A 26,537-nucleotide genomic window follows, 5' to 3' on the forward strand; every position below is an offset into this window, starting at 1 on the left:
TAAATAAATATTATACACGCTTCTATTTCCGGAAAAGCAAATATATCGGAATATGTACGTCTGGGGCAGACGCAGCAGAAAAATCCGTACTCAATGCAAACTTACGACGGAATTCACCCAAAACGGTCGATCACTTCACATATAAGTCGCGTGAACGCTTCAGATGCGCCAGCATTGCCGCCTCGGCGCCTTCAGCGTCATTTTCGGCCAAACGGTCTAGAATTTCGGTGTGCTCGGCAAGCGTGTATTTTTCCTTGCCGGTCCAGATCAGCATGTGTGTGTGGTATTCTTTCAGCCACGCCAGCATGGCTTCGCTGACCGCCACAAAGATCGGATTATCCAGAATCTTTGCTATGCGAATATGAAACTCCATATCCGCGGCGATGAACGCATTGGCATCACCCAATGACTGCCGTTGCCGTTCAATGATATCCCGCAATTCGGAAATATCGCGCGCAGTCACCTTCTGCGCCGCCTCACGTGCAACGCCGCGTTCAAAAAATATACGCGCGCTCTTCAGATGCTCGAGCGTCTCCATCGACTGCGCAAGCATGATCTTCGCGGTTGGGTCCACTTGTTGAAATATCGACCTTGCGGTGAGCTTGAGAACCTTCGCGCGCTCTCCATGCGAAATGCTGACCAAACCCATTTTTGCAAGCGACTGCATTGCCTCGCGGATCGCCGGACGACCTACGCCGAAGCGTTCCATCAAAACCCGTTCGGATGGCATTTCATCGCCCGGCAGCAATTCGCCCGACGTGATCATGGTTTCAAGCCGGTCAAAAACTTCGTCTGACAATTTACGGCGAACGATAGGTTCGATTGGCTGGGTCATGGCATCTCACTAGTCATGAGCTTTGTTCCCTTATGCATCTTCAACGGCGCAGATGAAAGCCGTTACCCACACCCACATGCAGGGGCTCACAATTTTTCCTCTTGCACATGTTGGAATACTCATTATACCAGTTTGCATTCAAACGCCATGCGCTTTTCGCTGGCGCGAGTAAAACAGCGAGTGACGGCAATTCCGATGAACATCCGCTTGACCTATCGCATAGAAAGCACCAGCAACATTGAGAAGATGGCGGCCAAGATCGCCAGCGATCAATCCACCGGCACTTTTGTTGCTGTTCCCGGTGAAACGGAGGAATTGAAGGCCCGCGTCGCCGCCAAGGTGCTGGATATCCGCCCTCTGGAAGACGCGCAGGTTCCAGCCTGGCCAGAACTGGAACGCGATCACGGCCCGATCAGGCGCGCCGATGTTGATATTGCTTTTCCGCTTGATGCGGTCGGCACCGATCTCGCCGCTCTCATGACCATTGCTATTGGCGGGGTCTATTCGATCAAGGGCATGACCGGCATTCGCGTCGTCGACATGAAGTTGCCGCAGGCATTCCGTGACGCCCATCCCGGCCCGCAATTCGGTATTGAGGGAAGCCGCAAGCTCACCGGCGTTGAAAAGCGTCCGATCATTGGCACCATCGTCAAGCCCGCGCTTGGCCTGCGTCCCCATGAAACGGCGGAACTGGTGGGCGAGTTGATTGAATCCGGCGTGGATTTCATCAAGGACGATGAAAAACTGATGAGTCCTGCTTACTCCCCGCTGAAAGAACGCATTGCGGCAATCGTGCCGCGCATTCTCGATCACGAACAGAAGACCGGCAAGAAGGTCATGTATGCCTTCGGCATCTCGCATGCCGACCCCGACGAGATGATGCGCAACCATGACATGGTGCTCGAAGCGGGCGGCAATTGCGCCGTGGTCAATATCAACTCCATCGGCTTCGGCGGCATGAGTTTTCTGCGCAAGCGCTCGGGTCTTGTTCTGCATGCGCATCGCAATGGCTGGGACGTTCTGACCCGCAATCCGGGCGCCGGTATGGATTTCCGCGTCTATCAGCAGTTCTGGCGCCTGCTCGGCGTCGATCAGTTTCAGATCAATGGCATTCGCGTGAAATATTGGGAGCCGGACGAAAGCTTCGTCTCGTCGTTCAAGGCGATCAGTACACCGCTCTTCGATCCCTCCGATTGCCCGCTGCCAGTTGCAGGCTCCGGTCAATGGGGCGGACAGGCACCGGAAACCTATGCACGCACGGGCCGCACCACCGACCTCCTCTATTTGTGCGGCGGTGGAATCGTCAGCCATCCCGGCGGACCTGCAGCAGGGGTTCGCGCTGTACAGCAGGCGTGGGAGGCCGCAGTGGCCGACATTCCGCTTGAGGTTTACGCAAAAGACCACCCCGAACTTGCAGCCTCGCTGGCGAAATTCGGCAATGGAGGCGAAGGATGACCAGCCTCGCTCCGCTGCTTTCCTATTACGGAGATGATCTGACCGGTTCCACGGATGTGATGGAAGCGCTCAGTTCGAATGGCATCGAAACTGTCTTGTTCATGAACAAGCCGGATGACGCTCTTCTATCGCGCTTTGGACATTGCCGGGCCATTGGTCTTGCAGGCACCAGCCGCAGCGAAACCCCGGATTGGATGGATGCGCATCTGACACCCGCCTTCGCCTGGCTGCGTAGCCTCAATGCCGCAATTTGCCACTACAAGGTCTGTTCCACTTTCGATTCCGCGCCGCATGTCGGCAATATCGGCAAGGCGATCGAGATCGGCAAATCGGTCTTTCAGCAGGCTTATGTTCCGCTGGTCGTCGGTGCGCCGCAACTCAAGCGCTACACATCCTTCGGCAATCTCTTTGCAGCCTATCAGGGTGAGACCTACCGGATTGATCGCCATCCGGTGATGAGCCGTCATCCGGTGACGCCGATGCATGAAGCAGATCTGCGTTTGCATCTGGCCCAACAAACGACATTGAAAGCCGAATTGGTTGATAGTGCAGCGCTGGCCGCATCTGAAGCGGATAAGCGTATCGACGCGATCACGCAAAAGGCGACCGGCATGGTGCTGTTCGATGTGGATAGCACCGAAAGCCAGTTGCGCGCAGGTGAACAAATCTGGCGTTTACGTGCCCCCCAAGGCTGGTTTGTCGCCGGTTCCTCGGGCATCGAATATGCGCTGCTTGCCGCATGGCGGGAGGCGGGCCTGATCGGCGCTCGGAAAGATTTTCCTCTGCCGGGCAAAGTGGATCGTATCGCCGTGGTGTCGGGCAGCGTTTCGCCGACGACCGAACGCCAGATCCGCACCGCAACCGCAGCCGGTTTTGTCGGCATCGATCTCGATCCGCTCGAACTCCTTGGCGAAAATGCTGCGCAGGCGATGGAAACCGCCGTCGCACATGCGCAAAAAACCTTGCAGGCTGGCAGAAGCGTCATTCTCAACACGGCGCTCGGCCCCTCTGCTGATCGCGGTCGCGAAATCGACCGTATCGCCGGGAGCCGCCATCGACTGGCGCGCATTCTGGGCTCGATCCTGCGCAGTCTGGTTGAGCGCGAAAAACTGCCGCGCGCCGTAATAGCTGGTGGCGACACGTCCAGTCACGCCCTGCGCGAGCTGCATGTCGATGCGCTGACCACGCTGCTGCCGCTTCCGCAAACACCCGGCTCGCCGCTTTGCACTGCACATGGTGGCGATACTGCGACCAATGGCCTGCAAATCGCACTTAAAGGCGGGCAGGTCGGCGCTGACAATTATTTCAGCCAAATACGCGACGGTTTACCCAACTGAAATCTGGAATACTCATTGACTGGTTATACCAGTTAAGTTACCAAAGATACCGGAGGAAAATTCAACCATGACAGCAATCGCTTTGTTCGGCGCAGGCGGCAAGATGGGTTACCGTCTGGCCAAGAACTTGAAGGGCTCGCGCTTCGACGTCCGCCATATTGAAGTCAGCGATGCAGGCAAGGCGCGTCTGAAGAACGATCTGGGCATCGATACAGTCGATGCCGATCAGGGCCTTGCAGGCGCCGAGGTTGTCATTCTGGCCGTGCCGGACACCCTCATCGGAAAAGTGGCCGCAGGCATTATCGACAAGCTGAAGCCCGGCACCATGGTGATCGCGCTTGACGCGGCAGCTCCCTTCGCAGGTCATCTGCCCGAACGCGCCGATCTGACCTATTTCGTCACCCACCCATGCCATCCGCCGATCTTCAACGACGAGACGGACATGCAGGCAAAGAAGGATCATTTCGGTGGTCTTTTCGCCAAGCAGCATATCGTTTCGGCGCTCATGCAGGGGCCGGAAACGGATTACGCGCTGGGCGAAGAAATCGCAAAGGTGATCTGGGCCCCCGTCATGCGCTCGCATCGCGTCACGGTCGAACAAATGGCGATGCTGGAGCCGGGTCTTTCGGAAACCGTCTGCGCCTCACTTCTCGTCGTCATGCGCCAGGCAATGGACGAATGCGTGCGGCGTGGCGTACCGGAAGAAGCGGCCCGCGACTTCCTGCTCGGCCATATGAATGTTCTGGGCGCGGTCATCTTCAAGGAAGTCGACGGCGTATTCTCGGATGCCTGCAACAAGGCAATCGAGTTCGGCATACCCGCGCTGATGCGCGACGACTGGAAAAACGTGTTTGAACCGCAGGAGATCGCCGAAAGCATTCGCCGTATCACCTGATAATCAACGGGAGGGTCAAGCGCCCTCCTTCACTGCCCTGCTGGGAACAGGGCTGAACACACTGGGAGGAAATTATGGAATTCACACGCAGGAAACTGACGCGCGGTATCGCGCTGGCCATCGTCGCTGGTGCGCTGTCGGCAGGCACAGTCATGCCAGCCTGGGCGGCGGACCTCATCGCGATCATCACGCCGTCACACGACAATCCGTTCTTCAAGGCTGAGGCCGTGGGCGCAGAGGCAAAAGCCAAGGAACTTGGCTATGAAACGCTGATCCTCGTTCACGACGACGACGCAAACAAGCAATCTCAGCTCGTCGATACGGCAATCGGGCGTGGCGCCAAGGCGATTATTCTGGACAATGCCGGGTCCGAAGCGTCTATCGCTGCAGTGCAGAAGGCGAAGGATGCAGGCATTCCATCCTTCCTGATCGACCGTGAAATCAATGCGACCGGCATTGCCGTCTCGCAGATTGTGTCCAACAACTATCAGGGCGCCCAGCTCGGCGCGGAAGAATTCGTCAAGCTGATGGGCGAAAAAGGCAATTACGTGGAATTGCTTGGCCGCGAAGCCGATCTCAATGCCGGCATACGCTCGAAGGGCTATCACGACGTTATCGACGACTATCCGGATATGAAGATGGTCGCACAGCAGTCGGCCAACTGGAGCCAGCCGGAAGCCTTCACCAAGATGCAAAGCATTCTTCAAGCCAATCCGGACATCAAAGGCGTGATTTCAGGCAACGATACGATGGCGATGGGCGCTTGGGCGGCTCTCGAAGCTGCCGGTCGTAAGGACGTGATCGTCGTCGGCTTCGACGGCTCCAACGATGTGCGCGACTCCATCAAGGCTGGCGGCATCAAGGCCACCGTCCTCCAGCCAGCTTACGCGCAGGCGCAAACCGCTGTCGTTCAGGCTGACGAATTCATCAAGTCGGGCAAAAAGCCTGCTGAAGAAAAGCAGTTGATGGATTGCGTTCTGATCAACGGCGACAATGCGGAAAAGCTCGAAACCTTCGCTTTGAAGGATTGAGCCCCGGAAAGTTGAGAGCCGGGAGCCGTGATGCTCCCGGCATATTCCCTATACCGAGGATATCTTCATGTCAGTACTGAAGTCAGCGTCCATTGTTGTGCTGGCCTGTGGTGTTGCGCTTTCGGGCTGCAAGATCATCAAGACGCCAACAGCTGAGGAAGCCGCAGCTGCCCGCGGTGACAATTTCAACCCGGACCGCTCGGTTGCCAACATCTGGGATTCCAAGGTCAAACCGTTCTTCGCGGAAAAGACCGTGACGCTTGATGAAGTTATGACGGCAGCCAATACCGACGCTGACGCGGCGGGAAACAAATTCGGCCACCGCGAAAAGCAGGGCAACGCGCCTTGGACCTTTGCAACCAGGCTGGAAGGTACGGTCGTTGGCGCCGAGACCAAATCGCGGGCTGCCTATGTCGATGTGGACAGCAATGGCGATAGCAAGGCGGATGCGCGTGTTCAGATCGGGCCAACCGTTCGCGGAACGGCCATTCGCGACAGCTTGAGCTTTGTAAACTTCAACGAATTCCGCAACCAGATCGAATGGGCGCAGTTCGGGAAATCGTTCAATATCCGCGTCAACGACGAAGTTTTGTCGAAGCTGCCACGCGAAAATCTGGTCGGCATGAAAGTAAAGGCCAGTGGCGCCTTCGCCATGCCATCTAAGGGCCAGCTACCGCTTTTCACGCCCGTATCCATTGCGCTGGAGAAGTGAGCCATGGAAACGGAACAGCCAACCAAAGACGATATCGTCCTCAAGCTTGAAGACGTATCGAAAGTCTATTCGGGGATCGTCGCCGTCAAACGCGCCAATCTCGAATTGCGACGCGGATCGGTCAATGTGCTGGTGGGCGAGAACGGCGCTGGCAAATCCACATTGATGAAGATCATCGCCGGTGTTGAGCGCCCGACCATGGGCAAGATCATTCTCGACGGTGAACCGGTTGTTTTCGACAGTCCTGCCGATGCGCAAAAGTGCGGCATTGCGATGATCTTTCAGGAACTCAATCTGTTCGCCAATATGTCCGTGGCCGAGAATATTTTCGCCACCCGTGAGATCATGCGCGGAGTACGCGGCATCGATCACAAGGCGCAGGTCCAAAAGGCCAACGAATATCTCAAGCGTCTGGATGCTGGCATCGATGCCAATATGCTGGTTTCCGATCTTCCCATCGGCCAGCAGCAATTGGTGGAAATCGCCAAAGCCATTTCACTTGATGCGCGCATCGTCATCATGGACGAACCGACATCTGCGCTCTCAGCCGCCGAGGTCGATATTCTCTTCAAGGTCATCGCCGAACTCAAAAGCCAAGGCGTCGCCATCGTCTATATTTCGCATCGTCTGGAAGAACTGATGCGCATTGGCGATTACATCACCGTGCTGCGTGATGGCAAAATCACCGGGCAGGAAGAAGTCAGGAACATCGATACGCAATGGATCGTGCGTTCCATGATCGGCTCCGATGCCAAGGATTTTGCCAAATCGGTGAACCACACGATAGGCGAAGAGCGGTTCCGCGCCGAAAACATCACCCTGCCCCGCACCACAGGCGGCCTTGCCGTCGATAATGTGTCCTTGTCGGTCCACGCCGGTGAAGTTCTGGGAATATATGGCCTTATGGGTGCGGGCCGTTCCGAGTTTTTTGAATGCGTCATGGGTCAGCACCGCCATTCGACCGGCCATATTTTCATAGACGGGCAAGAAGTTATCGAGCGCGATACGACACGCCGCATAAGACGTGGACTTGCGCTTATTCCCGAAGACCGTCAGCGCGAGGGTCTGGTGCAGGTTCTGTCGATTGCCAGCAACCTGACGATGGCCAGTCTCGACCGGCTTGCGAAACTGTTCCACATTGCGCCGAAGCGTGAGAAGGAAGCCGTCAGGCAGGCCATCAAGGATCTCGCCATCAAAGCCCCGAACCCGGATTTCGAAGTGACTTCGATGTCGGGTGGCAACCAGCAGAAAGTTGTGATCGGCAAGGCGCTTATGACCAATCCGAAAGTTCTTTTGATGGACGAGCCATCGCGCGGCATCGACGTTGGCGCAAAGGCGGATGTTTTCCGCACCATGCGCCGCCTCGCTGGCGAAGGCTTGGCCATCCTGTTTTCAACCTCCGATCTGGAAGAAGTCATGGCCTTATCCGACCGCATCGCCGTGCTCAGCAATGGCAAGCTGATTGCCATCTTTGACCGCGAGCATGCGACGGAAGCCGATATCATAGCGGCCTCGGCCAAGGGCCACGGCCATAACCACGATCTGCAAACCAAGGAACTCGCGTCATGACAGCCAAAACCGCCACGGCAGCCACTGACCCAACCTTTTCGAGCGGATCGGCCTTGCTGACGCTGATGAAGCTACGGACATTCATCGCACTTTTTGCCGTTTTCATCTTTTTCTCCTTCGCCGCCCCGAATTTCCTTTCGACGGCCAATCTCATTTTGATGTCGAAACACGTGGCGCTGAACGCCTTTCTCGCCATGGGCATGACTTTTGTTATCATCACGGGCGGGATCGATTTGTCTGTCGGTTCGATTGTCGGCCTGTGCGGCATGGTCGCTGGTGGTCTTTTGATCTACGGCATTGATCTGGGGATCGGTTATACGATCTATTTCAATGTGATCGAGATATCGCTCATCACACTGGCTGTAGGTGTCGCGGTCGGCTTCATCAACGGGCTCCTGATTACCAGGCTCAACGTGGCGCCATTCATCGCCACGCTCGGAACCCTATATGTCGCGCGCGGCCTTGCTCTGTTGTCGTCTGACGGCCAGACCTTCCCGAACCTCGTCGGGCGAGAAGATCTCGGCACCACCGGCTTCGGCTTTCTCGGCGCGGGCAGCATTCTCGGCCTGCCGGTTTCCATCTGGCTTCTGATCGTCGTTGCATTGGGCGCAGCCTATGTCGCCCGGTACACGCCGTTGGGACGACAGATTTTCGCGGTGGGTGGCAATGAGCGCGCAGCGCGCATGTCCGGTATCCGCGTCGACCGCGTAAAAATGTTCGTCTACATGTTTTCGGGCTTTTGCGCCGCCATTGCCGGTCTTATCATTTCCTCTGAACTGATGGCTTCGCACCCGGCAACTGGAAACTCCTTCGAACTCAATGCCATCGCCGCGGCTGTTCTGGGGGGAACCTCCATGTCGGGCGGGCGCGGTACCATCGGTGGAACGATTATCGGCGCTTTCGTGATCGGGATTCTTTCTGATGGTCTGGTCATGATGGGGGTGTCGTCCTTCTGGCAGATGGTCATCAAGGGCCTCGTCATCATCATCGCCGTGGTTGTAGACCAGGCACAGCGCCGCCTTCAGCAGCGCGTCACGCTCATGCAAATGGCAAAGGCAGGATAATGGCAGAATTCAAGGGCGCGCTCATCGGCTGCGGCTTCTTCGCAATCAACCAGATGCATGCCTGGAACGATGTTTCCGGTGCAAAAATCGTGGCGATCTGCGACCGCGACCCCGAGCGACTGAAGATCGTCGGCGATCAGTTCGGGATCGAACGTCGCTATACCGATGCCGAGGCGCTGTTCGCCAATGGAAATATCGATTTTGTCGATATAGCAACGACGGTTGGAAGCCATCGCATGCTGGTTGAAATGGCCGCTGCTCATAAAGTACCCGCCATCTGCCAAAAGCCTTTTGCCAAGAACCTTGATGACGCCAAGGCCATGGTGAGAACGTGCCAAGATGCCGGTGTTCCTTTGATGGTTCACGAGAATTTCCGCTGGCAGACACCGATACAGGCCGTTCGGAAAGCACTCGATAGCGGTGCGATAGGCGATCCCTTCTGGGGGCGTTTTTCCTTCCGGTCGGGCTACGATGTCTTCTCGGGCCAGCCTTATCTTGCGGAAGGCGAGCGCTTCATCATCGAAGACCTTGGCATCCACACGCTCGATATTGCGCGCTTTATTCTCGGTGATGTAGCAAGCCTCGTCGCGCGGACCAAACGCGTGAACCCGAAGATTAAGGGCGAGGACGTCGCGACCATTTTGCTCGACCATGAAAATGGCGCCACATCCGTCGTCGATGTCAGCTATGCGACCAGACTTCAGGTTGACCCCTTCCCGGAAACCCTCATCGAACTGGATGGCACAGCAGGCTCAATCCGGCTTTATCAGGGATACCGTCTGGAAGTCATCAATGCTGGAGGTACAACCGTTTCGGACGTTTCACCCAAACTGCTGTCCTGGGCATCGCGTCCCTGGCACAATATTCAGGAGAGCGTCTTCGCGATCCAGCAACACTGGATCGACAAACTTGCCTCCGGCGCGGAAACATCAACGTCGGGTGCCGATAATCTCAAAACCTTCGCGCTGGTGGATGCAGCTTATGACAGTGCGGCCAGCGGCAACCGCGTCGATGTGAAGGCTATGCTGGGATGAGCAGCGTCGATCCGTTTCTGCTTTATGGCACAGAAGAAACCGATGCCCGGCCACTGCACCTGCAAGCTGGGCGTCTCGCAGTCGATCTGAGCGATGGGAATTTGCGCTGCATCACCTATGATGGTGTCGAAGTGCTGCGCGCGGTGTCTTATCTCGTACGCGACCGCGACTGGGGGACATATGCCCCTTCTATTCGCGACTTCACCGTAGAGAGAAACGCCGCTGGTTTTACTGTCGCCTATCAGGCCTATGTCAGCGGTCCCAGCGATAGCGAGCTATTGGTTGCTGTGACCATATCGGCAGATACTGGTGGCACACTAACATTCGACGCTGTGGCTACAACGACAACCGGCTTCGAAACCAACCGCTGCGGCTTTTGTATTCTGCATCCGATTGTCGGGCTTGCCGGTTCGCCGGTTACGGTGGAACATGTCGATGGAACGCATGTACAGACCCATCTGCCCGATCTCATCGAGCCGTGGCAACCATTTAAGGATATGCGCGCCATCACCCATGAAGCCCTTCCGGATGTGTTGGTCGAATGCCGTATGGAAGGCGATGTCTTCGAGATGGAGGATCAACGCAACTGGTCCGATGCCTCGTATAAAACCTATGTGCGCCCTCTCGCGCTGCCTTGGCCCTATCGGATTGAAACCAACGAACCAATCCATCAGCGCGTCGCATTGACCATCTACGATGAACGGTCGAGTGCATCTAGTGCCGTCACTTCAAACACCGAACCAGTGCTCATTACACCTGACGACGCGCGCGGCATCATGCCAAGTATCGGCATCATCATCACGCCGGAAGAAGCCAAGGCGAGCCTTGCCTCGTCCGGCCTGCTAAGCGAAATCTCTCCGCAGGATTTGCTGTTCCATTACGATCCACATGCCGGACATGACGCAACAGCATTTGCAGACTTTGCTGCTCTTGCCGCTGGATATAAGGGGCGCACATCGCTGGAGATCGCACTTCCCTGTGAAGGGTCACTCATCGACGAAACCACCCAGATTGCGACGCAAATGAAAGCAGCAGGCTTTGCGCCCGACGCTATCATTGTCTCACCGTCAATAGATCGCCAGTCCACGCCGCCCGGCAGCGCTTGGCCGCCTTGCCCACCACTGGAAGAAGTCTATAACGCCGCGCGCACCGCTTTTCCGGATGCTAACCTCGGCGGCGGTATGCTGAGCTATTTCACGGAATTGAACCGCAAGCGCGTGCCGGGCGCCCTGATCGATTTTGTGACGCATTGCACCAATCCAATCGTGCATGCCGCCGACGACCTGAGCGTCATGCAAACGCTGGAGGCGCTGCCCTTCATTACGCGTTCGGTACGCGCCATTTATGGCGACAAACCCTACCGCATCGGCCCATCGACCATTCCCATGCGCCAGAATCCCTATGGGAGCCGGACGATGGACAACCCCAATGGCAAACGTATCGCCATGGCCAATCGCGATCCGCGCCACAATGGCAAATTCGCAGAAGCATTTGCCTTGGCCTATGCAGCGCGGGTGCTAGATGCAAATCTCGACTGTCTGACGCTATCAGCATTGACCGGTCCCTTCGGGCTGGTTGCGCATGAAAACGAACCAACGCCTGCGGGGCGCACACGCCCGATTTTCAACAGCGTGAAAGCCTTGTCCGCACTGGCCGGAAAAGAATGGCGCGCCTATCATTCATCACGCCCGGCCCACGTTCTTGCCTTCGCGGTTGAGCGTGGACTCTGGCTCGTGAATGTCACGCCAGAAGAGCAGAACGTCAGCATAGAAGGTAAGAGGGCGCTTTCGCTCGAACCCTATAGAGTTCTGTCAATACCGCTTTAAGCCAAAGCGCGGAAAGCAGCGGATACGCGACATCCTCCCGGTCGCGTATCTCTGGAAAGGTTCAACGCCGCTTTGCGGGCCTCTCCGCCAAAATGACATTGTGGCGCTTGGCGAGTTCTGCGGTCACCGCTTCAATTTCCTCAGCCTTGCGCGCTTCGTCCCAACCCAGTTCCAGCGCCAGAATATCCGCAATCGCAGCCAGATTATCGGCGGTCAGCGCGCCGTCAATGGCAAGCGTTGTGCGACGCAGCACGACATCAGCCAAATGAACCACCAGTTCGTTGCGAGCGATCCAGGCAATCTCGGCGCGGCTCACCGTATCCGTTTCGGGCAAATAGGTGACACCGACTTTGGCTTCATCCCGGATGATGGAGCCCGCTGTCGTGCCATAACGCTTGAGCAATAGCTCGACACGCGCAGCTTTAAGGCCCGTTGTACTTACCTGTTTTGCGACCCACGCAATGCGCGCATTGTCGTCCAGCGGGTAGTCCTTACCGCCGCCGATTGCGAGATTGCGCGTCGAGCGGAGGCGCGTGCGTTGCAACCGCTGCAAGACCGTGTCCGCAACCTCTTCGGCAAACCCCCGGAACGTCGTCCATTTGCCCCCTACCAGCGAGATGATTGCGAATGGACGCGCCGGATCGGGCTCAATCACCGGCGCCGAGTGATCGCGACTGATCAACCCCGGTTCTGAGGCATTGGACGCAGGCAGCGGGCGGATGCCGCTATAGGTGTAGACAATCTGATTGCGGTCGAACTGCAATTTCGGCAGCAGTGAACGCAGGCTTTCAATGAAATAATCTGTCTCATCGTCCTCGCAGCGCACATTGTCCGGATCGTCGGAAGGAATGTCGGTCGAACCGACCAGCGCAAGACCATGATAGTCGTAAACAAGGCAGATACGACCGTCATCGGCCTCGAAATAAATCATCCTTCCAGCAAGGCTTTTCACCAGTTCGGGATGGTCGATCAGAATATGCGACCCCTTAGTGCCGCCGATCATCTTGGTGGGTTTACCAAGCGCAGAATTCACCCGGTCAATCCACGGGCCAGCCGCGTTGATCACAAGCTTCGGCCTGACTGAGAATGCCGCGCCGCCTGGACCTTCAAAGCTGATTGTCCCATTACCGGCTTTGACCAAGGCAGTGAAATTCGCAGCCGCGCTTTTTGAATTGGCCTGAAGTCCGTCACTGACCAGTTCATAGACCAGCCGCTCGGGTCGGCTGACCTTGGCGTCATGATAGATACCGCCTGCGACAATCGCAGGCGTTATGTACGGCATTTCCTGCGTTGCGGTCTTCTTCAGGAGAAAACGGTGGCGCGGCATAACGCGCTCACGCGCACCGAAATAATCATAGAGTCCAAGGCCGATCTTGATCAGTACGGCGCCGCGACTGCGCGGCGCAGTTGTGGAACCGAACAATGTGCGCAAGGCCGCGGTGATCCCTTTGGTCCACGAGAACACAGGAATAAACGTCGGCAGCGGCTCAACATTATGCGGCGCGTTTTTCAAAAGCAGGTTTCGTTCCAGGGTAGATTGCGCAACCAGACCGAATTCCCCGGTTTCCAGATATTTCAAACCACCATGGATCAGCCGCGACGGCGCAGCACTGGTTCCCGATCCAAAATCGCCTTTGTCGACGATAAGGCAGTTCACGCCTTGTTCGCACAAATCCCGGTACAGCCCCGCACCATTGATGCCCGCGCCAAGAATAAGGACGTCAACACCATCCGCTTCCAGTTGGGCGATGCGGGTCTTCATTTCGGCAGGGCCTACGAAACTGTTCATTTCACCGTCTTTACATCTGTTGTCTGCGCAATCGCGCAACATGCGTCCGTTCTGTCGTCAATCCGAAAGAGCTTCAATTTTCGGCCATAATGGCCCAAGCGCCGAGGCAATTTCCTTGAACAGTGCGAAGCGTTTTTCATATTGCGCGCTGCGCTCCGCATCTGGAGTATAAGTGCAACCGATGGCATCGAGATCGCGCGGATCGCTATAAACGTCAGCAAAAACACCCGCACCTTTGCCCGCGCAAAGCGCTGCGCCCCAAGCTGCTGCCTCATCCGTCTCAGTGACGGTCACTGGCATCCCAAGCACATTGGCAAACATTTGCGCAAAGGCCGGGCTGCGCGATACGCCGCCCGTCAACCGCGCAGCGGAGATGGCGAACCCTTCCTTGAGATGATCGACATGGATGCGGTGATTAAAGGCAATCCCTTCCCATACGGCGCGCAGCATATCACCGCGTTCCTGCCAGCCGCGCAGACCAAAAAAAGCGCCGCTTGCCATGGCGCCATAAGGCGAACCAAAAAGATAAGGATGGAACAATGCTGTTGAGGGCTTTGCCAGTGCAGCATCTACTTCCGGGCGCAACATGTCGTGGATCGAGCGACCTGTCTCTTCCGAGAGACGCCGCTCGGATGGGCAGAGCTTATCGAGAAACCAGTCGTAATTCGCCGTTGACGCTGGCGAGATCGACATGTTGTTCCATTCCCCCGGCGCGATACCGTTGCGGCAAAACCAGTTCGGATTCACATGCGGTTCGGAGGATAGTGTCTCGTTGATCGAATAGGTTCCCGCGACCACCGCCACAGTGCCCATCTTCAGCCCGCCGACGCCAAGCGCCGATGCCGTAACATCGTGCAAACCACCGACAACCGGCGTTCCGGCAACAAGACCGGTGCGCGCCGCGCAAGCCGCAGAAACGCCACCCACGATCTCGTCCGAACGCGACATGGGTGGCAACGCGTTCCAAAGGGCTTCCAGTCCGAACAATGCAAGCGCGTCGCGTGAATAATCCTGTCTCTGCACATCCGTGAAGGAGGTGGACGCTTCGGTCCGATCCGTTCCGACCTCGCCGGTCAGGCAGAACCGGAGCCAGTCCTTGCAGGCGATGACATGTGCGATACGACTGAAGCGCTCAGGCTCGTTTTCTTTCACCCAGGCGAGAATGGCCGAAGGTGCGGAAGCATGTGGCAATTGTCCGGTAATGGCGATGGACTGTTCTGCGACGGCACCGTTCACCCAGTTTTCCGCAATATCGACAGCGCGGCTATCCAGCGACAGAATGCCCGGGCCGAGCGGGCGGTGTTCACTGTCGAGCATATAAATACCGTCGCCATGAGCAGTGGTGGCGATGGCCAGAATATCGGAAGCAGGCCTGCCGCTCGTGGCAATCGCTTCGGCAATCGCGTCCGCGGTGGCATTCCAGAATTCGTCCATGTCACGCTCGACGTGACGGGGATGCGGAAACGACTGGGCGACACGGCGGCGCGCGACTGACAGCGTCCTGCCGTCAATGTCGAACAATACGGCTTTCGTGACGGTCAGTCCGCTATCGATTCCCAACAGGCAGGGCATGGATCGTATTCCTGGTATGGTAATGCTGGCTCAGCGAAGCGCGTTCGCCGCGATTTTGTTATTCTTTCTGACCGCCCGAACGGGCGATGACGACATTTATTTCCTGGGACTGCATATGTTCGATATGCGCCTCGGGCGTGTTTTCATCGACGATAACCACATCGAAATCACTCAGGGCGCCGAAATTATGCAAAGCGCGCCGTTCGAACTTTGTGTGGTCCGCCAGAAGCACACTTTTTGCTGCGCATTCGCGCATCGCTCTTTTGGTTTCAACCATTTCGGTCGATTGATGAAACAACAGATCGTCGGTGATTGCGGCGATCGAGATGAACGCCACATCGGCACGCAGGCGACGGATTTCATGGATCGTCATGCCGCCGACAAAGGCATTGCACCAGTTGTAAAGCTGCCCACCCAGACCGATCAGCGTGATGTCCTGCATATCGCGAACTTCGTTCATCAGGATCAGCGAATTGGTAATAACGGTCAAAGGCGTCTTGGCCTGAAGATGCGGCACCATTTGCAGAACAGTGGTCGAGTCATCCAGAAAGATGGCTTGCCCCGGTTCGACAAATTGCATCGCGGCTTCGGCGATCAGTTTCTTTTCTTCCGACTGTCGCGACACCCGGTAAAGATCGCTTGCTTCGATCAGGCTGGTAGGTGCTGCGGAAACGACCCCACGCGTCTTGCGAAAAAGTCCCCGGCTGACAAGTTCATCGACATCACGATGCGCCGTCATCAGGCTGATGCCGAAACGCTCCGTCAAATCTTCGATCCGCATCGACCCCTCGGCCATCACAGTCTCCGCGATCTGCTGGCGGCGAACCAGCTGACGCGCATGCCGACTGTCGTTCGGCACTTGATCTGTCATCAGGTTGTCAATGCTTGCCTTGTTGCTCACCGTCATGCCTGCCATCCGTTCCCAGCCATTATTTCGTTGTCACTGACAGGTTCTGGCGAACTACGCCAGACAAAAAGGGGAACGATATCCAGAGCGCCGGTTAGAGCCGGCGCTCCGGTCTATGCTCTTACTGCTCGAGAACGAACGGAGCCGTATATTTGTCGACATTATCCTTGGTGATCAGGAAGCAATCGAAAAGCTGCTTTTCCTGCTCAACACCGGTCTTGCCGGTCTTGATGAAGCTGTCAGCCTGCTTGACGGCAGCTTCCGAGAAAATGGCAACCGGCTGCAGCACGGTGTACTGAAGCTCACCGGCCTTGATCGCAGCGACCGCATCCGGCGAACCGTCGAAACCGCCAACCTTGACCTGTTCCAGCTTGCCAGCCTTCTTCAGAGCAGCGATTGCACCAAGAGCCATTTCGTCGTTACCGGAGATGACACCGATAATGTCGGGATTGGCCTGCAACAGGGCCTGCATCTTGTCGTGGCCCTGGGTGCGGTTCCAGTTGGCAACGTCTTTACCGGCCTTCACCAGATCCGGATACTGCGACAGGACCGTTTCGTAACCATTCGAGCGGGTTGCCGCATTGTTGTCCGATGGTGCACCGAACAATTCGACATATTTGCCCTTGTCGCCAACGCTTTCAACCCACTGGGTTGCGCCGATTGCAGCGCCCTGCGCGTTGTTGGAAACGAGCTGTGCCTTGGCAAGACCTTCCTGATTGATTTCGGCGTTGACGAGGAACACCGGAATGCCTGCTGCGACAGCGCGCTTGACCGCCCCAACCGAGCCGTCAGCATTTGCCGGATCAAGAATGATCGCAACCGACTTGTTGGTTATCGCGGTGTCGATCAGGTTGCTTTCGGTGTTGGTGTCGCCCTTGTGACCGCCAACGACAGCCGAATAGCCCAGGCCTTCAGCCGTCTTCTTGGCGATTTCACCTTCGGTGTACCAATATGGGTTCGAAGGGTCGTTGACGATGATCGTCATCAGACCTTCAGCCCAGGCAGCGCTGGCGATAAGCGGCAGTGCTGCTGCAGCAGCGAACAGAACGTGCATACCCTTCTTAAACATGTCTCACTCCCGTAACATTTTTGTTTGTGTTGTGCCGGTTGCCCGGCGGGTATCATTTCCATTGGGCGAGGCTTTTGAGGTTGATCGCCGTCTTGGAACCTTTCGATACGCCCTTGGAATACGGCCCATCCGAAATCGGACCTGGCCCTATTCCTATCGTCGGGAGTATTGAATGCTGTTGAGCAGAACCGCGAGCACGATCACCGCGCCGGTAAAGACGGTCTGCCAATAGGAGGATACGCCGATGATCACCAGACCGTCGGAGAGGAAGCCGATAACGAAGGCGCCGAGCAGCGTACCCTGAATGGTGCCGCGTCCGCCTGTCAGCGCCGCGCCGCCGATGACGACAGCCGCGATTGCCGTCAATTCGTAGGTTGTACCGGCGGTTGGACCGGCAGAGGTCAGCTGCGACGACAGGACGAGACCGGCAATGGCAGCGCAGATGCCCGAAATCACATAAACGGAAATCTTGACCCGCTTGACCGGAACACCCGAAAGTTCTGCCGCCCGCTCGTTTCCACCCGAAGCATAGAGCCAGCGACCGAACGCAGTGCGATTGAGAACGACCGCGCAGATGATCGCCAGCACAGCCAGAACCAAAACGCCAATCGGAACGCCGAAAAGTGTGTTGAAACCGAGCCAATCAAAGCCGGTATTCCCCAGTTCCGGACGGCCACCAAGATTGTTGTAGGTCAGACCATTCGTCATCAGCAAGGCGACACCGCGAGCACAATAGAGCACGCCAAGCGTGGCCACGAAGGCTGGAACCCGCAGATAGGCAATCAGCACGCCATTAACAGCGCCGACAAACGCCCCCAATGCACAGGTGATGATGACCACGGCCCAGACAGGGAAATACAGAATGATGCCGAATTCCTGCAGCGTCACGCCCTGCATCAGGAAACCCGCAACGACGCCTGCAAGCCCCAGTGTGGAACCGACGGAAAGATCGATGCCGCCATTCAGGATCACCAGCAACATGCCAATCGCCAGCAACCCGAAAATGGCCACATGCGAAGACATGATGAGGAAATTGTCGACCGTGAAATAATAGGGCGACAGGAACGAAAAGGCAGCGATGATTGCGATCAAAGCAAAAAATGCACGACCTTCGAGCAGCAGATGCACGATATTGGTTTTCCGCTTCGCCCCGCCTGGGGTTGCCGCTTTGTCTTTTGTGCTCGTGACTGACATTCTATCAGTGCTCCATAACTAAAGCATTCCAGCGATCTGGTAACATCAGATCAGGTGCTCGAACTTTTCGACTTGCGCATGCCCGCTCGAAAACCGAAGACATGCAGCAGTTTCTCAATGACCAACCATGGCTTCGCCCGAGGCGGCCATGATCTTCTCCTTGGAGACATCCGAACCAAATTCGGCTGAGATGCGCCCGCGATGCATGACGATGATGCGATGAGCAATGCTGAGGCATTCACCAACTTCGGAAGTCGTATAAATGACCGCCAGCCCCTGCTTGGCTTTCTCGGCCAGCAACTTGAACACCTCTGCCTTCGCGCCGATGTCGATGCCCCGGCTCGGTTCATCCAGCAGGATCACTTCGGGCTCGGTGGCCAGCATCTTGCCGATCACGACCTTCTGCTGATTACCGCCGGACAACGACCCGATCGCCGCGTCACCCCCATCGGTCTTGATATGAACATTTTTGATCGACTGATCGATGATGTTCTTCTCGCTCTTTCGGGACGTGAAGAGGCCTTTGGTGATCTCGGCTATGCTGGCCAGTGACAGGTTCTTTCCGACAGTCATCGTCTGGACCAGACCATCACGCTGGCGATCTTCCGGAACCAAAACCAGCCCCTTTTCGATGCGTTGGGCGATGGAAAGACCCGAGACGTCGATGCCCTTGAGAAGCACACGACCGTCACTGGCCTTCAAACGACCGGCAACCGTTTCCAGAAGCTCGGTGCGGCCCGCACCCATCAGCCCATAGATGCAAACGATTTCGCCTGCCCGCACATCGAGCGACAGCCGATCGACCAGCGCGAAATCCGCGCCAGCAGGATCTGGAACCGTCAGGTTCTCTACGGAAAGAGCAACGTCCCCCCATTCATATCCGGTTGGAGGAGACCCAAGATCGAAATTCTCACCCACCATGTTACGAACGATCCATTCCAGATCTATTTCGTTGCGAGGCGCATAGGCCGTCATCGTTCCATCGCGCAGCACGACGGCATGATTGGTGATCTGTAGCGCTTCTTCGAGATGGTGCGAGATATAGACAATCGCAACGCCACGCGATGTCAGATCGCGGATGACCTTGAACAGCACCTCGACTTCCGATGCACTCAATGCGGAGGTCGGTTCATCCATGATGAGAATGCGGGAATTGACCGAAAGAGCCCGGGCGATTTCCACAATCTGCTGCTGGCCGAGACGCAATTCTTCTACCGGTGTCAGCGGGTCGATATCTTCTTCCAGTTCCTTCATGAGTTCGCGCGTGAGGCGTTCTTCTTCGGCGAAATTTACGCCAGTCGGCGTGCGGATTTCACGCCCCATGAAGATATTGTCACGCACATTCATGTTGGGTGCGAGGCTCAGTTCCTGATGGATGATCGAGATGCCTCGGTCACGCGCTTCCGTCGACGAATTGAATGTCACCGGTTCGCCGTACAGCACAATCGTGCCGGATGTCGGCTGAATAACTCCCGACAGCACCTTCATCAAAGTCGACTTGCCGGCGCCGTTTTCGCCGAAAAGCGTGGTGACCTGGCCGCGACGTATCTCGAAATTCACACCCTTGAGAGCGTGAATGCGGCCATAGGATTTGGCGACATTCTGCGCGGCCAGAACGACATCCCCGTTCTTGCCTTCAATTCCGGGATTTTCGATTGTTGGTGCCGCGCTCATTTGACTGCGAACTCTACCGGCGTCACGAGCCAGTTCTTTGGATTGACGAGCTTGAACACGCCGGTCACCGAAACCGTCTTGCCGACGAGATTGTCGGCATCCACGCCTTGCAGAACCTGCTTCTTCATTTCGTTGTTGAGCGCAGAACCTGCATTCTGGAACTCGATCTGGTTCTTGAACTGACCAAATTCGATTGTGCCGGTCGCATCGCGCAAATCCGTGCCATTGACGGCGGGACCGGTCTGGACCCGGATCGCCATACCTTCTGGCAAGCCATCAACCTTGATCACATTATAGTTCGATTTGCGCTCTTCAACCACGCCGGTGAACTTCACAGGAATGACTGGATTGACGCTGCCAACACCATATTTCTTGCCGGCCGCAGCCTTGTCGGCTGCAAGCGCCGTTCCAACTTCGGCTGCATCGGCGGCACGTTCGATAATGCTCGACTTCACCTTCGGAAACTCTGAAGCGCCATAAGCCTCAGGCGAAAATGCCTGCTGACGCACATCGGAATCAGAACCGATCTTGACGATCTTCGTATCGAAGCCAATCGCGCCTATAACGACCACAGCCGCAATCACACTCCAAAGAATGGCGCGGATTTGCTTGGGCGAAGCTCGCGAAACTTGATTAGTCTGTGCACTCATTATTCAAACCTGCCGAATTGTCGGAACGGATCGCGGCCAGTTCTGGCCGCCGTGAACACTCACCTGTTTGCGAATAGCCCTGCGGTCAGATCGGGCCAGCGAAATTCTCCACTCGCGCGGCAACCGGGACAATGGACAAAATCATGACATCCTCCACGCGGTCCCAGGGCTCCGCTCCTCCGTGCCTACTGGAAACAGGCATCGCCCCATGCATTATGATAGCGACGTGTTATTAACTCCAATTATGATGTTATAAACATAGATAACTGTCAATCCGATGTTTTGGAACAGGCAGAGGAAGTTCGTGTTTCGGCGAGAAATCCGCCCGTTATGGCACCAGAAACGACTGTCTCAATCCACATATTTAAAAGCCATCGCGGCTGTTGACGACCGGATCTAGGCTTAAGCTTCGCTCAGATCGATTCATCAAAATACTATTATATTTCAATATATTATATCATCCTACGCGAACGATTTCCTGCTGCCAAAGGGTCGAAAATCGCCTCACTTCTCGAAGTGGTTTCCCTTCGGCTAACAAGTTTGTGAAAAATAATTCGTACACATAAAAATTTTACAGACATTGCCGAGCCGCTATGTTATCTCAGTTAAACGCGAATGCCCGATTTCATTAAAAACAGGGTTGCGGCGACGCATTTCAGTCGCGGGAGGAATCCAGATGTCGATAAATACGTGTAGCGGCCATGCGTCATAAAGGTGATCTCATCATCGGGATCGATGCTGGCACATCCGTTCTCAAAGCAGTCGCGTTTGATTTCAACGGACACCAGATCGAGTCTGCCGCCGTACGCAACAAATACGATACCGGCGATCACGGTGCAGTGACCCAGTCCCTGTCACAAACCTGGAAAGATTGCGCCAGCGCCCTGCTCGGCCTTGCAGAAAAAGTTCCCAACCTGCGCGAGCGCGCGGCGGCGATCGCCGTCACCGGCCAGGGCGACGGCACTTGGCTTGTCGGCAAAAACAACCAGCCCGTTACCGATGCCTGGATCTGGCTCGACGCGCGCGCCGCCACAACGGTGACGCGGCTTGCCGCTGGCCCCATGAACCGTGCGCGCTTCGAAGCGACAGGCACGGGGCTCAATACATGCCAACAAGGCTCGCAGATGGCGCATATGGATAGCGTTGCGCCAGAACTGCTCGACCAGACCGAGGTCGCGCTTCACTGCAAGGACTGGCTCTATCTGAACCTCACCGGCATTCGGGCCACCGACCCATCGGAAGCAAGCTTCACCTTCGGCAATTTTCGCAACCGCCAATATGACGATGTCGTCATTGAAGCACTGGGCCTGCAAAAACGCCGCAAGCTTCTGCCTGAAATCATCGACGGCACACAGACCATGCATCCGTTGAGTGCAGAGGCGGCAGCCGCAACCGGCTTGCTGGCCGGAACGCCCGTCAGCCTCGGCTATGTGGACATGGCCATGACTGCACTCGGTGCTGGCGTTCGTGGCGGAGCCTCCGATGCTGGCTGCTCCACCATTGGCTCCACAGGCGTGCATATGCGCGCAAAGCGGGTCGCAGACATTCACCTCAATCGGGAAGGCACCGGCTATGTTATCGCATTGCCAATTCCCGGCATTGTGACGCAAGTTCAGACCAATATGGGCGCGACGATCAATATCGACTGGATATTGCAGGTGGCCGCCGACCTCATGTCCACACCGGACAAGCCTGTTTCGCTGAATGACCTTATCCCGCGCCTCGACGTATGGTTCAATGCAAGCCGCCCGGGTGCAATCCTCTATCATCCGTATATTTCAGAGGCAGGAGAACGCGGACCTTTCGTCAATGCCAGCGCGCGCGCAAGCCTCATCGGTCTTTCGAGCCGTGATCGTTTCCCCGAACTGGTGCGATCCGTGGTCGAAGGACTGGGCATGGCAACGCGCGAATGTTATGCCGCCATGGGCGACATGCCAGCCGAACTGCGCATCACGGGCGGCGCCGCGCGATCACGCGCTTTGCGCAGCACACTCAGCGCTTCCGTCAATGCGCCGGTTCGCGTTTCCTCCCGCGAGGAAGCTGGCGCCGCCGGTGCGGCGATGATGGCGGCTGTCGCCATTGGGGCCTATGCGACGATGGATGACTGTATCGCCGAATGGGTGGAGCCTCTGCTTGGACCCCCGGAAGCACCCGACGCTTCCCGCGCACGGCATTATGAAGAGCTTTATCTCGCCTATCGGGAATCCCGGCTGGCGCTGTCGCCGGTTTGGGACCAACTGGCCGCCGACAGGTAAGGCCGGGCGGATTGGCGCAATATGATGAGACGTGCCGAAACATCGGCATTCCAAGGAGCATGCTATGGCTGAGACGGAAACTTGTGACCTGTTTGTGATTGGCGGCGGCATCAATGGCGCAGGCGTTGCGCGCGATGCTGCCGGGCGCGGTCTCAAGGTCGTTCTGGCCGAAAAGGACGATCTGGCGGAAGGCACTTCGTCACGTTCCGGTAAACTTGTCCATGGCGGCCTGCGCTATCTGGAATATTACGAATTCCGTCTTGTTCGGGAAGCGCTGATCGAACGCGAAGTGCTGCTCAACGCGGCGCCGCACATCATCTGGCCGATGCGTTTCGTTTTGCCCCACAGCCCGCAGGATCGTCCGGCTTGGCTCGTGCGGCTTGGCTTGTTTCTCTACGATCATCTCGGCGGACGCAAGAAACTTCCCGGCACCCGCACGCTCGATCTCAGGCGCGACCCGGAAGGCACACCGATCCTCGACCAATATACCAAGGGCTTCGAATATTCAGACTGTTGGGTCGATGACGCCCGGCTTGTCGCGCTCAATGCGCTGGGCGCCGCTGAAAAAGGAGCGACCATCCTCACCCGCACGCCGGCTGTGTCGGCGCGCCGCGAAAAAGGCGGCTGGATCGTTGAAACGCGCAACCGCGATACAGGCGAAAACCGCAGCTTCCGCGCCCGCTGCATCGTCAATTGCGCAGGCCCCTGGGTAACGGATGTTATCCACAATGTGGCCGGATCGAACTCAAGCCGGAATGTGCGTCTGGTCAAGGGTAGCCATATCATCGTGCCCAAATTCTGGGCCGGTTCGAATGCCTATCTCGTTCAGAACCACGACAAGCGCGTGATTTTCATCAACCCTTATGAAGGCGACAAGGCGCTGATCGGCACCACAGACATTGCCTATGAGGGCCGCGCGGAAGACGTTGCCGCAGATGAAAAGGAAATCGATTATCTGCTCGCTGCGGTCAATCGCTATTTCAAGGAAAAGCTGCGCCGGGAAGATGTGTTGCACGCATTCTCAGGCGTGCGTCCATTGTTCGATGACGGCAAGGGCAACCCTTCGGCTGTCACGCGCGACTATGTCTTCGACCTGGATGAAACCAACGATGCACCCCTTCTGAACGTGTTCGGCGGTAAAATCACGACATTCCGAGAATTGGCCGAGCGCGGCATGCACCGCCTGAAGCATATTTTCCCCAATATGGGGGGCGACTGGACGCATGGCGCGCCGCTACCCGGCGGTGAAATACCCAACGCCGATTACGAAACCTTCGCCAATAGTTTGCGCGACAGCTATCCTTGGATGCCCCGTCAGCTTGTGCACCATTACGGTCGCCTTTATGGCGCGCGGACCAAGGATGTCGTCGCCGGTGCGGTTGGACTTTCAGGTCTTGGCCGCCATTTTGGCGGCAATCTTTACGAGGCCGAAATTCGCTATCTGGTCGCAAAAGAATGGGCGAAGACGGCACAAGATATTCTCTACCGCCGCACCAAGCACTACCTGCATCTGACTGAAGCCGAACGCGCTGCCGTCACGGAGTGGTTCGACAACACACATATTGCTGCCTGAGGACGACATGGCCCTTACGCTCTCTTTGAACACCAACCCGCTGGTCAATCGCTTTGCCGAGCCTGATGATCTAATCGAAACAGTGGCCCGCGATCTGCGCCTCCGCGATCTTCAGCTGACCCATGAATTCATCAATCCCAGCTGGCAGGCCTCCACGATCCGCCGTCTGACGCGCGCAATGGACAAGGCCTTGCAGCGGACAGGCGTTCGCGTGACATCGGGCATGACCGGCCCCTATGGTCGCCTCAATCATTTCGGCCATCCCGACCGCGAAGTGCGCCACTATTATGTCGATTGGTTCAAGACCTTTGCCGATATTATCGGCGACCTTGGCGGCAAATCGGTCGGCACACAGTTTGCGATCTTCACCTATAAAGACTTTGACAATCCCGCGCGTCGCGAGGAGCTTATAGACATTGCAATCGACTGCTGGGCGGAAGTGGCCGACCATGCAGCCGGTGCCGGTTTGGATTATGTGTTCTGGGAGCCGATGAGTATCGGTCGGGAATTCGGCGAAACCATCGCCGAATGCATGAAACTTCAGGATCGCCTGACCGCTGCACATATGACGATCCCGATGTGGATGATGGCGGATATCGACCACGGCGATGTCACATCGGCCAATCCGGACGACTTTGACCCCTATGCCTGGGCACGCGCGGTGCCAAAAGTTTCGCCGATCATCCACATCAAGCAGAGCCTGATGGATAAGGGCGGCCATCGTCCGTTCACCGCGGCCTTCAACGCCAAGGGTCGCATTCAGCCGGAACCTTTGCTGAAGGCTTTCGCCGAGGGCGGTGCCCAAGACAATGAAATCTGCCTTGAACTTTCATTCAAGGAACGCGAACCGAACGACCGCGAAGTCATTCCGCAGATTGCGGAAAGTGTGGCTTTCTGGGCCCCGCACATTGACACCGGCGTCAAGGATTTGAAGATATAAAGAACGGCAGAATCCGACCGAAGCACCACGACGTTCGACAGGATAATGCTTCAAGTGAAAGACCTTAAGGCGCGCGCCTCTGATAAGATCAGATTAAAACGCGCCTGACCTGCGAAGGGACCGGACAGCTCGAAATGGCAGATGCAGACGATTCCCTCGCCCTTCGTGCAGCCTGGCTCCACTTTGTTGCAGGCATGACCCAGTCGGCTGTTGCCAAGCGCCTCGGGCTACCTTCCGTGAAGGCGCATCGTCTCATCGCCAAGGCGGTTGCGGATGGTGCCGTCAAGGTCACCATCGACGGCGACATTACCGAGTGTATCGATCTGGAGAACCGTCTCGCAGATCGATACGATCTCGATTATTGCGAAGTCGTACCCGATATCGGTGAGGAAGGCCTGCCCCTCACCGCGCTTGGCCACGCGGGCGCGGATTTTCTTCGCCGCGAAATCGAACATGGCGACCATGAGGTAATCGGTATCGGCCATGGCCGCACCCTGTCGGCTGCGGTCAACTATATGCCGCGCGTTGTGGCAAATGATTTGCGCTTTGTCTCGCTTCTCGGCGGCCTTACACGCAATTTCGCCGCCAATCCCCATGACGTGATGCATCGCATCGCGGAAAAAACCGGCATGCCCGCTTATGTGATGCCGGTGCCGTTCTTCGCCAACACGGCTGAAGATCGCGAAGTGCTGCTTGCCCAGCGCGGCGTCACCACTGTTTTCGATATGGGATGCCGGGCAGAATTGAAAATAGTCGGGATCGGCACTGTGGATTCGCAGGCGCAACTCGTGACATCCGGCATGATCGAACTCGCCGAAGTCGAAGAAATCGCCTATCTCGGTGGCGTCGGCGAAATGCTCGGACATTTCTTCGATGCTAATGGCAAGCGACTGGAAACCGGTCTCACCGCACGCACCATCGCCGCGTCGGTTGAAAACGCGGATATGAGCCGCATTATCGCCCTTGCGGGCGGCTTGCCGAAAGCCGAAGCCATTCGAGCAGTCCTGAAAAGCGGGCGTCTTTACGGCCTGATCACCGATGAGCGCACAGCCAAATTCCTCGTCGAATAGCGAACGTGAAAATGTCACAAAATCACATTTATTGTAGATTTTTTTGTGATTTTGTGATTTATCGTCGTTGAATGTTTCGCGAGACA

The 26,537-nt window shown here is 56.6% G+C and carries 21 protein-coding genes; 13 read left to right on the forward strand and 8 right to left on the reverse strand.

Features of this window, described 5'->3' with window-relative positions:
• Positions 1–130: 130 nt before the first annotated feature.
• Complete coding sequence (locus tag WIX40_RS19470; protein ID WP_140025713.1) at positions 131–835, reverse strand: transcriptional regulator NanR; 705 nt, start codon at positions 833–835, stop codon at positions 131–133.
• A gap of 195 nt (positions 836–1,030) precedes the next feature.
• On the opposite strand from WIX40_RS19470, the gene oiaX reads away from it, so the two are divergent.
• The 9 genes from oiaX to apnL all read left to right on the forward strand — a co-directional run bounded on the left by oiaX (position 1,031) and on the right by apnL (position 11,758).
• Positions 1,031–2,290 carry a 3-oxo-isoapionate-4-phosphate decarboxylase OiaX gene (gene oiaX, locus WIX40_RS19475; protein ID WP_339441549.1) on the forward strand — a complete coding sequence of 420 codons (1,260 nt, stop codon included), beginning with the start codon at positions 1,031–1,033 and terminating at the stop codon, positions 2,288–2,290.
• Complete coding sequence (locus tag WIX40_RS19480) at positions 2,287–3,627, forward strand: four-carbon acid sugar kinase family protein (protein WP_339441551.1); 1,341 nt, start codon at positions 2,287–2,289, stop codon at positions 3,625–3,627. The genes oiaX and WIX40_RS19480 overlap by 4 nt, the downstream gene beginning before the upstream one ends.
• A gap of 67 nt (positions 3,628–3,694) precedes the next feature.
• The gene (locus WIX40_RS19485; protein ID WP_109365881.1) at positions 3,695–4,522 is read left to right on the forward strand and encodes a phosphogluconate dehydrogenase C-terminal domain-containing protein; all 828 of its coding nucleotides are present in this window, start codon (positions 3,695–3,697) and stop codon (positions 4,520–4,522) included.
• 74 nt (positions 4,523–4,596) lie between these two features.
• Positions 4,597–5,553, forward strand: coding sequence for a D-ribose ABC transporter substrate-binding protein (locus WIX40_RS19490; protein WP_109365880.1), 957 nt, complete (start codon positions 4,597–4,599; stop codon positions 5,551–5,553).
• A 67-nt stretch (positions 5,554–5,620) separates the two neighbouring features.
• On the forward strand, positions 5,621–6,265 hold the full coding sequence (locus WIX40_RS19495) for a DUF2291 family protein (protein WP_339441553.1): 645 nt from the start codon (positions 5,621–5,623) through the stop codon (positions 6,263–6,265).
• Positions 6,266–6,268: 3 nt separating this feature from the next.
• Entirely contained in the window at positions 6,269–7,834 is a 1,566-nt protein-coding gene (locus WIX40_RS19500) for a sugar ABC transporter ATP-binding protein (RefSeq protein ID WP_339441555.1), read from the forward strand.
• A complete protein-coding gene (locus WIX40_RS19505) occupies positions 7,831–8,898 on the forward strand; it encodes an ABC transporter permease (protein ID WP_109365877.1) in 1,068 nt (355 codons plus the stop codon). The genes WIX40_RS19500 and WIX40_RS19505 overlap by 4 nt, the downstream gene beginning before the upstream one ends.
• Entirely contained in the window at positions 8,898–9,932 is a 1,035-nt protein-coding gene (locus tag WIX40_RS19510; protein ID WP_339441556.1) for a Gfo/Idh/MocA family protein, read from the forward strand. The genes WIX40_RS19505 and WIX40_RS19510 overlap by 1 nt, the downstream gene beginning before the upstream one ends.
• Positions 9,929–11,758, forward strand: coding sequence for a D-apionate lactonase (apnL, locus tag WIX40_RS19515; RefSeq protein ID WP_339441558.1), 1,830 nt, complete (start codon positions 9,929–9,931; stop codon positions 11,756–11,758). The genes WIX40_RS19510 and apnL overlap by 4 nt, the downstream gene beginning before the upstream one ends.
• Positions 11,759–11,819: 61 nt before the next feature.
• On the opposite strand, the gene WIX40_RS19520 is transcribed toward apnL, so the two are convergent.
• From WIX40_RS19520 to WIX40_RS19550, 7 genes are all read right to left on the reverse strand, one after another.
• Positions 11,820–13,547: a glycerol-3-phosphate dehydrogenase/oxidase gene (locus tag WIX40_RS19520; RefSeq protein ID WP_371834158.1), complete on the reverse strand. Its 1,728-nt coding sequence runs from the start codon at positions 13,545–13,547 to the stop codon at positions 11,820–11,822.
• A gap of 57 nt (positions 13,548–13,604) precedes the next feature.
• Positions 13,605–15,119: an FGGY-family carbohydrate kinase gene (locus WIX40_RS19525; RefSeq protein WP_339441559.1), complete on the reverse strand. Its 1,515-nt coding sequence runs from the start codon at positions 15,117–15,119 to the stop codon at positions 13,605–13,607.
• Between the two features lie 58 nt (positions 15,120–15,177).
• Positions 15,178–16,026: a DeoR/GlpR family DNA-binding transcription regulator gene (locus WIX40_RS19530; protein WP_121538992.1), complete on the reverse strand. Its 849-nt coding sequence runs from the start codon at positions 16,024–16,026 to the stop codon at positions 15,178–15,180.
• 121 nt (positions 16,027–16,147) lie between these two features.
• On the reverse strand, positions 16,148–17,095 hold the full coding sequence (locus WIX40_RS19535; RefSeq protein WP_339441561.1) for a D-ribose ABC transporter substrate-binding protein: 948 nt from the start codon (positions 17,093–17,095) through the stop codon (positions 16,148–16,150).
• 153 nt (positions 17,096–17,248) lie between these two features.
• Positions 17,249–18,289, reverse strand: a complete 1,041-nt coding sequence (locus tag WIX40_RS19540) for an ABC transporter permease (RefSeq protein ID WP_109365871.1) — start codon at positions 18,287–18,289, stop codon at positions 17,249–17,251.
• 114 nt (positions 18,290–18,403) lie between these two features.
• Positions 18,404–19,963 carry a sugar ABC transporter ATP-binding protein gene (locus WIX40_RS19545; RefSeq protein WP_339441563.1) on the reverse strand — a complete coding sequence of 520 codons (1,560 nt, stop codon included), beginning with the start codon at positions 19,961–19,963 and terminating at the stop codon, positions 18,404–18,406.
• A complete protein-coding gene (locus WIX40_RS19550; protein ID WP_339441564.1) occupies positions 19,960–20,613 on the reverse strand; it encodes a DUF2291 family protein in 654 nt (217 codons plus the stop codon). The genes WIX40_RS19545 and WIX40_RS19550 overlap by 4 nt, the downstream gene beginning before the upstream one ends.
• Before the next feature lie 701 nt (positions 20,614–21,314).
• Here WIX40_RS19550 and WIX40_RS19555 point away from each other — a divergent pair.
• From WIX40_RS19555 to WIX40_RS19570, 4 genes are all read left to right on the forward strand, one after another.
• Entirely contained in the window at positions 21,315–22,868 is a 1,554-nt protein-coding gene (locus WIX40_RS19555; protein WP_339441565.1) for an FGGY-family carbohydrate kinase, read from the forward strand.
• A 64-nt stretch (positions 22,869–22,932) separates the two neighbouring features.
• Entirely contained in the window at positions 22,933–24,441 is a 1,509-nt protein-coding gene (locus WIX40_RS19560; protein WP_339441566.1) for a glycerol-3-phosphate dehydrogenase, read from the forward strand.
• Positions 24,442–24,448: 7 nt separating this feature from the next.
• A complete protein-coding gene (locus tag WIX40_RS19565) occupies positions 24,449–25,381 on the forward strand; it encodes a TIM barrel protein (RefSeq protein WP_339441568.1) in 933 nt (310 codons plus the stop codon).
• 134 nt (positions 25,382–25,515) lie between these two features.
• Positions 25,516–26,451, forward strand: coding sequence for a sugar-binding transcriptional regulator (locus WIX40_RS19570; RefSeq protein WP_109365865.1), 936 nt, complete (start codon positions 25,516–25,518; stop codon positions 26,449–26,451).
• Positions 26,452–26,537: the final 86 nt, after the last annotated feature.

This window comes from Ochrobactrum teleogrylli, assembly GCF_037482325.1.
Classification (GTDB): domain Bacteria; phylum Pseudomonadota; class Alphaproteobacteria; order Rhizobiales; family Rhizobiaceae; genus Brucella; species Brucella teleogrylli.

Coding starts and splice junctions, on each gene's coding strand:
- WIX40_RS19560 (WP_339441566.1), top strand. CDS start 22,933: ATGGCTGAGACGGAAACTTGTGACCTGTTTGTGATTGGCGGCGGCATC.
- WIX40_RS19535 (WP_339441561.1), bottom strand. CDS start 17,095: ATGTTTAAGAAGGGTATGCACGTTCTGTTCGCTGCTGCAGCAGCACTG.
- WIX40_RS19550 (WP_339441564.1), bottom strand. CDS start 20,613: ATGAGTGCACAGACTAATCAAGTTTCGCGAGCTTCGCCCAAGCAAATC.
- WIX40_RS19480 (WP_339441551.1), top strand. CDS start 2,287: ATGACCAGCCTCGCTCCGCTGCTTTCCTATTACGGAGATGATCTGACC.
- WIX40_RS19555 (WP_339441565.1), top strand. CDS start 21,315: ATGCGTCATAAAGGTGATCTCATCATCGGGATCGATGCTGGCACATCC.
- apnL (WP_339441558.1), top strand. CDS start 9,929: ATGAGCAGCGTCGATCCGTTTCTGCTTTATGGCACAGAAGAAACCGAT.
- WIX40_RS19540 (WP_109365871.1), bottom strand. CDS start 18,289: ATGTCAGTCACGAGCACAAAAGACAAAGCGGCAACCCCAGGCGGGGCG.
- WIX40_RS19490 (WP_109365880.1), top strand. CDS start 4,597: ATGGAATTCACACGCAGGAAACTGACGCGCGGTATCGCGCTGGCCATC.
- WIX40_RS19505 (WP_109365877.1), top strand. CDS start 7,831: ATGACAGCCAAAACCGCCACGGCAGCCACTGACCCAACCTTTTCGAGC.
- WIX40_RS19495 (WP_339441553.1), top strand. CDS start 5,621: ATGTCAGTACTGAAGTCAGCGTCCATTGTTGTGCTGGCCTGTGGTGTT.
- WIX40_RS19565 (WP_339441568.1), top strand. CDS start 24,449: ATGGCCCTTACGCTCTCTTTGAACACCAACCCGCTGGTCAATCGCTTT.
- WIX40_RS19470 (WP_140025713.1), bottom strand. CDS start 835: ATGACCCAGCCAATCGAACCTATCGTTCGCCGTAAATTGTCAGACGAA.
- WIX40_RS19500 (WP_339441555.1), top strand. CDS start 6,269: ATGGAAACGGAACAGCCAACCAAAGACGATATCGTCCTCAAGCTTGAA.
- WIX40_RS19520 (WP_371834158.1), bottom strand. CDS start 13,547: ATGAACAGTTTCGTAGGCCCTGCCGAAATGAAGACCCGCATCGCCCAA.
- WIX40_RS19530 (WP_121538992.1), bottom strand. CDS start 16,026: ATGACGGTGAGCAACAAGGCAAGCATTGACAACCTGATGACAGATCAA.
- oiaX (WP_339441549.1), top strand. CDS start 1,031: ATGAACATCCGCTTGACCTATCGCATAGAAAGCACCAGCAACATTGAG.
- WIX40_RS19525 (WP_339441559.1), bottom strand. CDS start 15,119: ATGCCCTGCCTGTTGGGAATCGATAGCGGACTGACCGTCACGAAAGCC.
- WIX40_RS19570 (WP_109365865.1), top strand. CDS start 25,516: ATGGCAGATGCAGACGATTCCCTCGCCCTTCGTGCAGCCTGGCTCCAC.
- WIX40_RS19510 (WP_339441556.1), top strand. CDS start 8,898: ATGGCAGAATTCAAGGGCGCGCTCATCGGCTGCGGCTTCTTCGCAATC.
- WIX40_RS19545 (WP_339441563.1), bottom strand. CDS start 19,963: ATGAGCGCGGCACCAACAATCGAAAATCCCGGAATTGAAGGCAAGAAC.
- WIX40_RS19485 (WP_109365881.1), top strand. CDS start 3,695: ATGACAGCAATCGCTTTGTTCGGCGCAGGCGGCAAGATGGGTTACCGT.